Below are 13,171 nucleotides of genomic sequence, written 5' to 3' on the forward strand. Positions count from 1 at the left end.
GCGGCCTCCTTAGCTTGCCAGGAAAGCCGGCCACACCGGCATCTGCAGGTTGATGCCGTAGACGAACGCGCCCAGGCTGATCAGCACCAGGATGATGGCGTTGAGGATGGCACCCTTCCAGCTGAATTCATGGCTGGCCATCGACGACACCAGCACCAGCACCAGCACCGACAGCACCATGCCCAGCGGCTTGAGCAGCAGGCCGAACAGCACCACCGAACCGAGGATCCACAAGAGCGTCTTGATGTCCCAGCGGGCCAAGTTGTCTTCTTCCGACTTGGAAGACAACGAGCCCCACAGCACCAGCACGCCCAGCAGGGCGAGCACGATGCCGAGCCAGAACGGGAAGTATCCCGGTCCCATTTTTGCGGCGGTTCCCATGGAATAACCGCGCGCGACCCAGGAAAAGCCGAATCCGACCAGGATGAACATCAGGCCGGAGGCGAAGTCCTTTTGGCTACGTATGCGCAAAGTGAATCTCCTCGATAAGACTGCTTGAAATCTCAGGAGGGTTCCCTTCCGCTGCCTTTGTTGCATTGCATCAATGCGGCAGTTTGCGGGCGCCCTCCTACGGGCAGGGTGGAAGTTAAGGGGGCGACCTTTCAGCTACCTTTCAGATGTCTGCAAACAGGGTCATGCTGAGGGTATCCCCTAGTGAAAGAGCGCTTAAAAGTGCCGCCAAGCCAAGCTGGGAGCGGCCTGGCGGGCAGAAGCCCCAGTCGCTGCGCTATTATCCGGGGCGGTCTTGCGCCGCGCGGCGCTACCCGCCGCTGAAAGGTTTGAAAGGTTCCGCAAGGAACCACTACGCAACGCGAGGAGCGGTTTGGAGAGCATTGACCACATCATTCTGATCGGCGCCGTCGTGATGTCGCTGGGCATCGTGCTGGGGGCTTTCTCGGCACGCCTGGGCGTGCCGTTCCTGCTGGTCTTCCTGGCCGTGGGCATGCTGGCCGGCGTGGACGGGCCGGGCGGCATCCGTTTCTCCGATACCTGGCTCAGCTTCCTGGTCGGCAACCTGGCGCTGGCGGTGATCCTGCTCGATGGCGGGCTGCGCACGCGCTTTGCCACCTTCCGGGTGGCGCTGAAACCTTCGCTGTCGCTGGCGACCGTGGGGGTGCTGGTGACGGCAGCGCTGGTCGGCGTGTTCGCCGCGTGGCTGCTGGGCATCGACTGGCGGCTCGGGCTGCTGCTTGGCGCCATCGTCGGCTCGACCGACGCCGCCGCGGTGTTCTCGATGCTCAATAGCAGCGGCATCCGGCTGAAGGAGCGGGTGGCGAGCGTGCTCGAGATCGAGTCCGGCATCAACGACCCGATGGCGATCTTCCTGACCCTGACGCTGATCGAATGGCTGACCGCGCCTGACGGCCTGACGCCGCTGGGCCTGGTCACGCGGCTGCTGGTGCAGTTCGGCGTGGGCGGCGTGCTCGGCCTGGCGCTCGGCTATTGCCTGGCCCGCGTGCTGGAGCGCATCCGCGTGGCCGAAGGGCTGCAGGCGATCCTGCTATGCTCGGGCGGCGCCATGGTGTTCGCGCTGGTGCAGAGCGCCGGCGGCAGCGGTTTCCTGGCGGTGTACCTGACCGGCATGCTGATCGGTAACCGCGAGCGCGCGGTGACGTCGGACACCATGCGCGCCATGGACGGCATGGCCTGGCTGGCGCAGTCGGCCATGTTCCTGCTGCTGGGCCTGCTGGTGTCGCCGCACCGGATCTGGGAGGTGGCCGGCCCGGCGGTGGCGGTGGCGGCCTTCCTGATGCTGGTGGCGCGGCCGGTGGCGGTGTGGCTGGCGCTGCTGCCGTTCCGCTTCAATGCGCGCGAGACTGGCTTTATCGCCTGGATGGGCCTGCGCGGTGCGGTGCCGATCGTGCTGGCGCTGTTTCCGCTGCTGCGCGAGGTGCCGCAAGCGGGGCTGCTGTTCCGCATCGCCTTTGCCGTGGTGCTGGCCAGCCTGCTGTTCCAGGGCACCACGGTGTCGGTGGCCGCGCGCCTGGCGCGTGTGCGGCGCCCCGGCTACCCCGAGCCGCTGGCGCGGTCGCGCCTGCGCGGCACGCGCGCGCCGATCCTGGAGGTGATGCAGTTCGAAGTAGGGCCCAACGCGCCAGTGGAGAACGTGCGCGCCGACCAGCTGGAGCTGCCGCCGCGCTGCCGGCTGCTGACGGTGGCGCGCGACGATGCGCTGGCGGCGCTGGACCAGACCGTGCTGCGCGCCGGCGACAGCGTCTCGGTGCTGGCGCCGGTGACGACCCTGCCGATGCTGTCCGCGCTGTTCCAGGCGCTGGGCCGCGCGCCCACCTGGGAGCAGGCCTCGCATGATTTCCTGTTGTCGGGCGATGCGCTGCTGCGCGACGTCGCGGCGCTGTACGGCACGCGCGCGCTGACCCCGGACGAGGAGCCGCTGACGCTGGAAACTGCGATGCAGCGTGCCTTCACCTCGCCGCCGGTGGAGGGCGACAGCGTCGCGATCGCTGGCCTGCCGCTGACGGTGACGCGCATGGAAGGCGCGCAGATCCTGCAGGTGGGGTTGCTGCTGCCGCGGCTGGACGGGGATTCGGGCGGGCGGCTATGGCCGCGCCGGCGCAAGGACGGGGCAGAGCGGAGCGGGGAGGGTGCCGAGGCGGAGTAATGACAAAAAAGGCGGCCATGGCCGCCTTGTCTTCAATCCACCTTCGCCCCGGATACCTTCACGATCTGCGCGTATTTCTTCAGCTCGCGCTGGATCCGCGCCGCGAACTGCTCGGGCGTGGTCGGTGCCGGCTGTGCGCCGATGCGGGCCAGGCGTGCCTTCATCTCGTCGGTCTTCAGGATTGCCACGATCTCATGGTTAAGCCGCTCGACGATCTCGCGCGGGGTGTTGGCCGGCGCGAACACGCCGAACCACGTCGAGATGTCGAAGCCTTCCAGGCCCAGCCCCTTGCCGGCTTCCGCAATGGTCGGCAGTTCCGGGAAGGCCGCGGCGCGGCTGGCGGTGGTGACCGCAAAGGCCTTCAGCTTGCCCGCCTTGATATTGGCCGAGGCCGAAGCCAGGTTGTCGAAGATCAGGTCGGTCTGGCCCGACAGCACCGACAACTGCGCCGGTGCGGCGCCGTTGTAGGGGATATGGACCATGCTGACCTTCGCCATGCTCTTGAACAGCTCGCCCGACAGGTGGCCGGCGCTGCCGTTGCCGCCCGAGGCGTAGTCCAGCTTGCCCGGATTCTTGCGCGCGTACGCGACCAGGTCGCGCACGTTGTTGATGTGCAGGTCGGCGGCCTTGCCCGGGTGCATCACCAGCACGTTGGGGACGTCGGCCACCAGCGTGATCGGCGCGAAGTCTTTCACCGGGTCGTACGGCATCTTGCTGAACAGCGTCGGGTTGATGGCGTGCGTGGCCACCGCGCCCATGACGATGGTGTAGCCGTCGGCCGGCTGCTTGGCGACGTAGTCCGCGCCCAGGTTGCCGCCGGCGCCGGGCTTGTTCTCGACCACCACCGGCTGGCCCAGGCTGTCGCGCAGCTTCTCGCCGATGGCGCGCGCGACGGTGTCGAGCGGGCCGCCGGCGGGGTAGGGCACCACGAAGCGGACCGGCTTGGTCGGGTAGGCATTGGTGGCCGCCACGGCGGCGGCGGGCAGCAGGGCCGCGGTCAGCGCGGCGGCAAGCAGTTTCTTCAGCATGTCTCGGACTTCAGGGGATTGAAATTCTTATCTGGCGCCGATGCCCCGCGCCATCATGACCGCGCACAGCGGCAGCAGGATCACCAGGTGGGCTTCGATCATCACCCAGCGGCGGGCGGCTTTCAACTCGGACGGCGGCGGCACGTAATCCGGCAGCCGGCGCGCCTGCTTGCGCCAGCGCGCAATGGCGAAGGTCGGCGGCAGCGAGCACAGCGCGATCAGCACGAACACGCCCACCTTGGCATGGAACCACGGGTTGTGCAGGTAGAAGTCGGCGCCCTTGGCACCGTAGAACAGGCGCAGCAGGCCGGTGCCCAGCACCACCATCGCCGACAGGAAATAGAACAGGTCGTACAGCGACAGGCGCCGCACCGCGGCCGGCGTGATTTCCGGGCGCAGCACCACGGCCTCGGCGGCCATCAGGGTGATCAGGACGAAGATCGCAAGGAAATGCAGGAAGGACAGTATGGCGTCGGTCAGCATGGATTCTCCTTTGCCTTTGCTTCAGTGGGACTGAATTGCTTCGGGAAGGCACCGGCGGGGGCACCAGGGCCGCCCGCCGGCAGGAGGAGAATCTTACAGCACACCCTTTGCACGCAGTGCTTCGATCTGCTCAGGGCTGTAGCCCAGCGTGTCGGCCAGCACCGTGTCGGTGTGCTCGCCCAGCAGCGGCGGGTGGCGCAGCGCCTGCGGCGGCGTGGCGCTCATCTTGATCGGGCTGCCCACCAGCTTGACCTCGCCGGCGCTGGGGTGGGGCAGGTCCACGCGCAGGCCGCGCGCCTTGACCTGGTCGTCCTCGAACACGTCGTCGAGGGTGTTGATCGGGCCGCACGGCACGCCGGCGGCCTCCAGGTCGCGGATCCACTGGGCGCGGGTGCGCGGGCGCACCATCTCGGCCAGGATCGGCACCAGCACGTCGCGGTTGGCCACGCGCTGCGGGTTGGTGGCAAAGCGCGGGTCGTCGGCCAGCTCGGGCTTGCCGCCGTCGGTGACGAACTTGCGGAACTGCCCGTCGTTGCCCACCGCCACGATGATCCAGCCATCGGCGGCCTGGAAGGTCTGGTAGGGGACGATATTGGGGTGCGCATTGCCCCAGCGGCGCGGCGCCTGGCCGCTGGCCAGGTAGTTGGTGTTCATGTTGGCCAGCATCGCCACCTGCACGTCCAGCAGTGCCATGTCGATGTACTGGCCCTCGCCGGTGCGGTCGCGGTGCGCCAGCGCCGCCAGCACGGCGATGGTGGCGTACTGGCCGGTCATCAGGTCGGAAATGGCCACGCCGGCCTTCTGCGGGCCGCCGCCGGGCAGGTCGTCGCGCTCGCCGGTCAGGCTCATGAAGCCGCCCATGCCCTGGATGATGAAGTCATAGCCCGGGCGCGCGGCGTACGGGCCGGTCTGGCCGAAGCCGGTGACCGAGCAGTAGATCAGGTCGGGCTTGACCTGCCTGAGCGACTCATAGTCCAGGCCGTACTTCCTGAGCTGGCCGACCTTGTAGTTCTCCAGCACCACGTCGCTCTGCGCCGCCAGCTCGCGCACGATCTGCTGGCCTTGCGGCGTGCTGATGTCGCACGTCACCGAGCGCTTGTTGCGGTTGGCGGCCAGGTAGTAGGCGGCCTCGGCGGTGTCGCGGCCGTCCTCGTCCTTGAGCCAGGGCGGGCCCCAGGTGCGGGTATCGTCGCCGGCGCCGGGGCGCTCGATCTTGATCACGTCGGCGCCGAAATCGGCAAGGTTCTGGGCGCACCATGGCCCGGCAAGGACGCGGGTCAGGTCGAGGACGCGGAGATGGCTTAAAGCTCCCATGGCGGTAGTCAATGCAGTGGGTAAGGCGGGGGATCGGTCGCAACGGCGAGGGGGGGCGGCGCGCCCCCTGGAAACAGGGGCCGGCACGGGTTGCCTGCAATGTACCACCAGCAAATCGCCGGTGCGGCTTCGAGTGCCTTATAAGGCGCTTGTGGCGATGGGATTTGGGCGATAGCCGGCCGGCTCCCCGGCGCCATGCCTGACGTGCCCGGCAAGCTGCCTTGCCCGTATAATCAACGGTTTGCAAATCCAATACTGATTCGTCGCGCCCGGCCACGCCAGGGCAAGCGTCCGCCATCCCATGAAAGTCTCAGACATTCGCAGCAAGTTCCTGCAGTTCTTCGAATCGAAGGGCCATACCGTGGTCCGCTCGTCCAGCCTGGTGCCGGCGAACGACCCGACGCTGCTGTTCACCAACTCCGGCATGGTGCAGTTCAAGGACGTGTTCCTGGGCACCGACAAGCGCCCGTACACCCGCGCCACCTCGGCGCAGCGCTCGGTGCGCGCCGGCGGCAAGCACAATGACCTCGAGAACGTGGGCTACACCGCGCGCCACCATACGTTCTTCGAGATGCTGGGCAACTTCTCGTTTGGCGACTACTTCAAGCGCGATGCCATCCTGTACGCGTGGGAACTGCTGACCAAGACCTACCAGCTGCCGGCCGAGAAGCTGTGGGTGACGGTCTACGCGGAAGATGACGAGGCCTACGACATCTGGGCCAAGGAAGTGGGCGTGCCGGCCGAGCGCATCGTGCGCATCGGCGACAACAAGGGCGCGCGCTATGCGTCGGACAACTTCTGGCAGATGGCCGACACCGGCCCGTGCGGCCCGTGCTCGGAGATCTTCTACGACCACGGCCCGGACGTTTGGGGCGGCCCCCCGGGATCGCCCGAGGAAGACGGCGACCGCTACATCGAGGTGTGGAACCTGGTGTTCATGCAGTTCAACCGCGACGAGCAGGGCAATATGACGCCGCTGCCCAAGCCGTGCGTGGACACCGGCATGGGCCTGGAGCGCATTGCCGCGGTGCTGCAGCACGTGCACAGCAACTATGAGATCGACCTGTTCCAGGCGCTGATCAAGGCCGCCGCGCGTGAAACCCATATCGACAACCTGAACCAGAACTCGCTGAAGGTCATCGCCGACCATATCCGCGCGTGCTCGTTTCTGATCGTCGACGGCGTGATCCCCGGCAACGAAGGCCGCGGCTACGTGCTGCGCCGGATCATCCGCCGCGCCATCCGCCACGGCTACAAGCTGGGCCAGAAGACCCCGTTCTTCCACAAGATGGTGGCCGATCTGGTCGAGCAGATGGGCCAGGCTTATCCCGAACTGGCCGAAGCCCAGTCGCGCGTGACCGAAGTGCTGAAGGCCGAGGAAGAGCGCTTCTTCGAGACCATCGAGAACGGCATGTCGATCCTTGACGCCGCGCTGGCCGACCTGAAGCTCAAGGGCGGCAAGACGCTGGACGGCGAACTGGCGTTCAAGCTGCACGACACTTTCGGCTTCCCGCTGGACCTGACGCAGGACGTGTGCCGCGAGCAGGAAATCGGCGTGGACGAGGCCGCCTTCGACGCGGCCATGAACCGCCAGCGCGAGCAGGCCCGCGCCGCGGGCAAGTTCAAGATGGCCGCCGGCCTGGAGTACACCGGCGACAAGACCGTGTTCCACGGCTACGAGAAGCTGGAACTGCCGCAGGCCAAGGTTACCGCCTTGTACGTGGACGGTGCCGCGGTCGACACCATGCAGCCGGGCCAGACTGGCGTGGTGGTGCTCGACAACACCCCGTTCTACGCCGAATCCGGCGGCCAGGCCGGCGACCAGGGCGTGCTGAAGGCAGGCGATGCCGTCTTCGCCGTGGCTGACACCACCAAGATCCAGGCCGACGTGTTCGGCCACCAGGGCACGCTGGAAGGCGGCGCGCTGAAGGTGGGCGATGCCGTGTCGGCCCAGGTCGACGCGCAGCGCCGTGCGCGCACCGTGCGCAACCACTCGGCCACCCACCTGATGCACAAGGCCCTGCGTGAAGTGCTGGGCAGCCACGTGCAGCAGAAGGGCTCGCTGGTGGATGCGGACAAGACCCGCTTCGACTTCTCGCACAACGCGGCGCTGACCGACGAGCAGATCCGCCGCGTGGAAGAGATCGTCAACGCCGAGATCCTGCGCAACGACGACACGCATGCCGAAATCATGCCGTTCGACGACGCCGTCAAGAGCGGCGCGATGGCACTGTTCGGCGAGAAGTACGCCGACGACGTGCGCGTGCTGTCGATCGGCACCTCGAAGGAACTGTGCGGCGGCACCCACGTGCACCGCACCGGCGATATCGGCCTGTTCAAGATCGTGGTGGAAGGCGGCGTTGCCGCCGGCATCCGCCGCGTGGAAGCCATTACCGGCGACAACGCGCTGCACTACCTTCAGGGCCTGGACGCCAGGCTGAACGAAGCCGCTGCCGTGCTGAAGGCCCAGCCGTCGGAGCTGGTGCCGCGCATCGGCCAGGTGCAGGACCAGGTGCGCGCGCTGGAGAAGGAGCTGGAACGCCTGAAGAGCAAGCTGGCCGCCTCGCAGGGCGACGAGCTGGCCGCGCAGGCGGTCGACATCAAGGGCCTGAAGGTGCTGGCCGCGCAACTGGACGGCGCCGACGTCAAGACCCTGCGCGAGACCATGGACAAGCTCAAGGACAAGCTGAAGAGCGCGGCCATCGTGCTGGGTGCGGTGTCCGACGGCAAGGTCAGCCTGATCGCTGGTGTCACCGCCGATGCCACGGGCAAGGTCAAGGCCGGCGAGCTGGTCAACTTTGTCGCGCAGCAGGTGGGCGGCAAGGGTGGTGGCCGTCCCGACATGGCCCAGGCTGGCGGCACCGAGCCGGCCAAGCTGCCACAGGCGCTGGCTGGTGTCAGCGAGTGGGTGGCGGGCAAGGTGTGAGCGGCTGAGGGGGGCAACCCCCTCAGGCCCGGCAACTGCTAATGGCGCTTCGGCGCCATTTTCTATGGGCGCTCGTCGCCGGGCGGCTTGCCGGCGAGCCGGTTGAAAATGTCGATCGGCAGCGGGAAGACGATGGTGGAACTCTTGTCCCCTGCAATCTGTGTCAGCGTCTGCAGGTAGCGCAGTTGCATGGCCTGCGGCTCGCGCGCCAGCATCTGGGCCGCTTCCAGCAGCTTCACCGAAGCCTGCAGTTCGCCCTCGGCATGGATCACCTTGGCGCGCCGCTCGCGTTCGGCCTCGGCCTGCCGCGCAATCGCGCGGATCATGGTTTCGTTCAGGTCGACATGCTTGATCTCGACGTTCGACACCTTGATGCCCCAGCCGTCGGTCTGGGCGTCCAGCGCCTGCTGGATGTCGAGGTTGAGCTTCTCGCGCTCGGCCAGCATCTCGTCCAGCTCGTGCTTGCCCAGCACCGAGCGCAGCGTGGTCTGCGCCAGCTGGCTGGTGGCTTCCAGGAAGTTCGCCACCTGGATGATGGCGCGTTCCGGATCGACCACGCGGAAGTACACCACCGCATTGACCTTCACCGAGACGTTGTCGCGCGAAATCACGTCCTGCGGCGGCACGTCCATCACCACCGTGCGCAGGTCTACCCTGACCATCTGCTGCACGGCGGGGATCAGCAGCACCAGGCCCGGGCCCTTGACCCGCCAGAAGCGTCCGAGCATGAACACCACGCCGCGTTCGTATTCGCGCAGCACGCGGAACGAGGTGATCACCAGCAGTGCCAGCAGGAAGATCAAACCGCCGAAGCTGAATCCGTAGGCCATGGTCAGGCTCCCTTGTCTGGCGTCGGTTGGGGTGGAGTGGTCGGGACAAGCGGGGCGTTGCCGGCGGCGATCACCTCAAGCACCAGGCCCTTGCGCGCGGTGACGACCACCGGCGTGCCGCGCGGCAAGGAGCTGGCGCTGTGCACGCGCCAGGTCTCGCCGCGCACCGTGGCCCAGCCTTCCTCGCGCAGGTCGTCCAGCATTTCGCCGCGGGCGCCGACCAGGGTGTCGGCACCGCTGACCACCGGGCGCTTGCGCGAGCGCACCAGCATCGCCGACATGCCGAACACGAAAATCGCTGACAGCGCCGACATCGCCGCCACCATCGGCAGCGGCACGCCGAAGCCCGGCACGTCGGTGTCGATCAGCATCACCGCGCCAAAGGCGAAGGCGATGATGCCGCCCACGCCCAGCGCGCCGAAGGTCGGCAGGAACAGCTCCGCCACCATGCAGCCGATGCCCAGCGCCACCAGCGCCAGCCCGGCGTAGTTCACGGGCAGCATGTGCAGCGCGAACAGCGCCACCAGCAGGCAGATCGCGCCGGCAATGCCGGGCACCACCATGCCCGGCGTGGAGAATTCGAAGATCAGGCCGTAGATGCCGATCATCAGCAGCAGCAGCGCCACGCTGGGCTCGGTGATCACGGCCAGGAAGCGGTTGCGCCAGTCGGGTTCCAGCGTCACCACCGGCGCATTGGCGGTGTGCAGCACGCCGGCCTTGCCGCCGGCAGCGGTGATCGTGCGGCCTTCAACCTGGCGCAACAGCGCGGGCAGGTCGGGGGCGACCAGGTCGACCACGCGCTGGGCCAGCGCCTCGTCGGCCGACAGGCTGACCGACTCGCGCACCGCGCGTTCGGCCCACTCGGCATTGCGTCCGCGCAGTTGGGCCAGGCCGCGGATATAGGCCGAGGCATCGTGCATTTGCTTGCGTTCCATCGCGTCGGCCCGCGCTGGCTCGCTGGCGGGGGCGGAGGCGGGCTTGGCGCCGGGCAGGGCCTCTGGCTTCTGCGGCCCGCCGATGCCGACCTGCACCGGGGTGGCCGCGCCCAGGTTGGTGCCCGGCGCCATCGCCGCGATATGGCTGGCGTAGAGGATGTAGGTGCCGGCACTGGCCGCGCGCGCGCCGCCGGGATAGACGTAGCTGGCCACCGGTATCGGCGAGGCCAGGATGGCCTGGATGATCTCGCGCATCGACGCGTCCAGCCCGCCCGGGGTGTCCATTTCCAGCACCACCAGCTGGGCGCCGCCCTCGCGCGCGCGTTCCATGCTGCGCAGGATAAAGCTGGCGCTGGCGGGGCTGACCGCACCCTTGAGCGGAATCACGTAGACCGGCGCGGTTGCCGTGGTCGTGACGGTGGCGGCGGGCGCCGAGGCGCCGGAGGGCGGCGCTGCACGGGCACCTGGGCCGGCGAGGGCAACGGCGCCGCACGCCAGCGCCAGGCCGGCCAGCAGCCGGCCGGACATTGGCCGAAGGGCCCGCAGCAGCGCGGTGGCAGGTTTCATGAGAGGGGCGGGGCACGCAAGGTGCCGTGATGGCGCCACTTCAAGTGTAGGCCACCGGGCACATCTTGCACGCGGGCTGCCTCGGGCCCGCGCGCCGGGCGCTCAGGCCGCCGCCAGGTCAGGCCTGGCCGAGGGGCCGGGTGAGTGGGCGGTGAGCGTGTCGATCAGCGCATGCAAGGCCGCGCTGGCCATGGACGGATGCCAGGCCAGCAGCGTGCGCACGCGGCCGGCCGCGCCCAGGCTGTGCTGGCGGATGGCGGGCAGGTCGCGGTACAGCCCCAGCACCGAGCGCGGCACGATCGCTGCACCGATGCCGGCCGCGACGCAGGCGACGATGGCATGGTACGAGCTCAGTTGCAGCACGCGCGGCGTCGGCGCATCGCCGATCACATACCAGTTCTCGAGCCGGGCGCGGTAGTTGCAGCCGGGCTCGAATGCCAGCAGCGTCGGCACCTCCAGGTCGGCCGCGGTGCGCACCGGGCGATGGCGCGCGCGCGTGATCACCACCAGCTCTTCCTCGAACACCGGGACGGCGCTCAGTGCCGGGTCGGTCAGCGGCTCGGCGACAAAGGCGCATTCGACTTCGAAGCGCGCCAGCGCATCCAGCGCCTGGCGCGTGGCCAGCGTCACCAGCTCCAGCTGCACCGAGGGCCAGGCCTGGTGGTACGCCGCCAGCACATTGGGCAGGCGGCTGGCGGCGGTGCTCTCCATCGAGGCAATGCGCAGCCGGCCGTGCGGCCGCGCCGGCAGTACCGCCTGGCGTGCCTCTTCGGTCATGCTGAGGATGCGGCAGGCATAGTCGAACAGGGTCTGACCGGAAGGCGTCAGCACCATGCGCCGGCCGTCGCGCACGAACAGGTCGACCCCGAGCGACTGCTCCAGCTGGCGGATGCGCGTGGTGACATTGGACTGAACACGGTGCAGCCGCTCGGCCGCACGGGTGATGCCGCCGGCTTCGACGACGGCGCGGAAGATCTCGAGGGCGGCAAGGTCCATGCGGAACTCCTGAGGCTATCCATCTCTTATCAAGATGCATGTCATCTTGATAATTCATTTTTGGGGATGCTGAAGCCAGCGTAGCATACAGGCATCGCAATGCAACCGCTGCTCCGCCAGCCCCAGCCATGCCGAACCCCCACAGCCTCGACCCTGAACACCCCGCCGCTGCGCGCGTGGCCACCCGGGCGTCGGCACGGCGCGAAACCGGCGCGGTGGCGGTGGCCATGGCCGGCCTGGTGTCGCTGGCGGTGGTGATGGGCATCGGCCGCTTTGCCTTTACGCCGCTGCTGCCGATGATGCTACATGACGGCACCGTCACGCTGGATCAGGGCGGCTGGCTGGCCACGGTCAACTACATCGGCTACTTCGCCGGCGCCGCAGTGTGCATGTTCATCCGGCCCGACGCGGTGCGCATGGTGCGCTGGGGCCTGGCCGCAACCGTGCTGCTGACGCTGGGCATGGCCCTGCCGGGCGGCATGCCGGCATGGTCGCTGTGGCGCGCCGCCGCGGGCGTGGCCAGCGCGGTGGTGATGGTCTACACCGCGGGCTGGTGCCTGCAGCGGCTGGCGGAACTGGGCAAGCCGGAACTCGCCGGGCTGATCTTCTGCGGGCCGGGGCTGGGCATCGTGGTCACCGGGCTGGGTGCATCCGGCATGGTCGGCGCGGGCTGGCATGCGGACTATGGCTGGCTCGCGTTCACGGCGCTGGCGGTGGCGCTGGCGGCGGCGGTCTGGCGGATCTTCGTCGCGCAGCCTGCCGTGCCGATGACGGCGACAGCATCCCCGGCGGCAGCCGACACCGGCGCCGCGCGGCTCGATGCCCAGACCTGGGCGCTGACCTTTGCCTACGGCCTGGCCGGCTTCGGCTACATCATCACCGCGACCTTCCTGCCGGTGATTGCGCGCGAGGCGCTGCCCGGCACGGTCTGGGCCGACCTGTTCTGGCCGATCTTCGGCGCGGGCGTGACGGTGGGCGCGTTCCTGGTCACGCGGGTCGGCATGGCGCACGACAACCGCAAGCTGCTGACGCTGCTGTACGGCATGCAGGCGCTGGGCGTGGCGATCGCGGTGGTGTTCCCGACCGTGGCCGGCTTTGCCCTCAGCAGCCTGCTGGCGGGGCTGCCGTTCACCGCGCTGGTGGCGTTTGCGATGCGCGAGGCGCGGCGCCTGTGGGGACCGCAAGCGGCGCGGCTGATGGGCCTGATGACGGCATCCTACGGCCTGGGCCAGATCGCCGGGCCGCCGCTGGCGACCGCGCTGGTCGCGCGCACCGGCGGCTTTGCCGGCTCGCTTGCGTGCGCGGCGGCGGCGCTGCTGCTCGGCGCGCTGGTGTTCGCCTGGATGTGCCGCGCCTGGCCGCTCGCGGCTGCCCGGAGCTGATCGGCAAGGTGCGCTAAAGTATTGCCTTTGCCGCCTGGCGCGCCACGCGAGCGGCTGCCGCGCCTGGCGTGCAGCCCGTGGCGCGGCACA

General features: G+C 68.6%; 10 protein-coding genes. 3 read left to right on the top strand and 7 right to left on the bottom strand.

Going from position 1 to position 13,171, the window contains the following annotated elements:
- Nucleotides 1-9: 9 nt before the first annotated feature.
- Nucleotides 10-471, bottom strand: coding sequence for a tripartite tricarboxylate transporter TctB family protein (locus AC3WON_RS07615; protein WP_010813683.1), 462 nt, complete (start codon nt 469-471; stop codon nt 10-12).
- 352 nt (nt 472-823) lie between these two features.
- On the opposite strand from AC3WON_RS07615, the gene AC3WON_RS07620 reads away from it, so the two are divergent.
- On the top strand, nt 824-2,620 hold the full coding sequence (locus AC3WON_RS07620) for a potassium/proton antiporter (protein ID WP_492318745.1): 1,797 nt from the start codon (nt 824-826) through the stop codon (nt 2,618-2,620).
- 32 nt (nt 2,621-2,652) lie between these two features.
- On the opposite strand, the gene AC3WON_RS07625 is transcribed toward AC3WON_RS07620, so the two are convergent.
- The 3 genes from AC3WON_RS07625 to AC3WON_RS07635 form a co-directional block, all read right to left on the bottom strand.
- Nucleotides 2,653-3,648 (bottom strand): Bug family tripartite tricarboxylate transporter substrate binding protein, encoded by a 996-nt coding sequence (locus AC3WON_RS07625; protein WP_492351540.1) that lies wholly within the window; start codon nt 3,646-3,648, stop codon nt 2,653-2,655.
- 27 nt (nt 3,649-3,675) lie between these two features.
- A complete protein-coding gene (locus tag AC3WON_RS07630) occupies nt 3,676-4,131 on the bottom strand; it encodes a DUF2214 family protein (RefSeq protein ID WP_011615824.1) in 456 nt (151 codons plus the stop codon).
- 93 nt (nt 4,132-4,224) lie between these two features.
- On the bottom strand, nt 4,225-5,445 hold the full coding sequence (locus AC3WON_RS07635; RefSeq protein ID WP_492318744.1) for a CaiB/BaiF CoA transferase family protein: 1,221 nt from the start codon (nt 5,443-5,445) through the stop codon (nt 4,225-4,227).
- A gap of 301 nt (nt 5,446-5,746) precedes the next feature.
- On the opposite strand from AC3WON_RS07635, the gene alaS reads away from it, so the two are divergent.
- The gene (alaS, locus tag AC3WON_RS07640) at nt 5,747-8,371 is read left to right on the top strand and encodes an alanine--tRNA ligase (RefSeq protein ID WP_492351541.1); all 2,625 of its coding nucleotides are present in this window, start codon (nt 5,747-5,749) and stop codon (nt 8,369-8,371) included.
- Nucleotides 8,372-8,433: 62 nt separating this feature from the next.
- Here the strand turns inward: alaS and AC3WON_RS07645 are convergent, their stop codons facing one another.
- The 3 genes from AC3WON_RS07645 to AC3WON_RS07655 form a co-directional block, all read right to left on the bottom strand.
- Nucleotides 8,434-9,201: a slipin family protein gene (locus AC3WON_RS07645; protein WP_492318742.1), complete on the bottom strand. Its 768-nt coding sequence runs from the start codon at nt 9,199-9,201 to the stop codon at nt 8,434-8,436.
- 2 nt (nt 9,202-9,203) lie between these two features.
- A complete protein-coding gene (locus AC3WON_RS07650; RefSeq protein WP_492351542.1) occupies nt 9,204-10,703 on the bottom strand; it encodes an NfeD family protein in 1,500 nt (499 codons plus the stop codon).
- Between the two features lie 102 nt (nt 10,704-10,805).
- On the bottom strand, nt 10,806-11,699 hold the full coding sequence (locus AC3WON_RS07655; protein WP_492351543.1) for a LysR family transcriptional regulator: 894 nt from the start codon (nt 11,697-11,699) through the stop codon (nt 10,806-10,808).
- A 128-nt stretch (nt 11,700-11,827) separates the two neighbouring features.
- Here AC3WON_RS07655 and AC3WON_RS07660 point away from each other — a divergent pair, with 128 nt between their 5' ends.
- On the top strand, nt 11,828-13,081 hold the full coding sequence (locus tag AC3WON_RS07660) for a YbfB/YjiJ family MFS transporter (protein ID WP_492351544.1): 1,254 nt from the start codon (nt 11,828-11,830) through the stop codon (nt 13,079-13,081).
- Nucleotides 13,082-13,171 lie beyond the last annotated feature (90 nt).

This window comes from Cupriavidus sp. FW305-46, assembly GCF_058787075.1.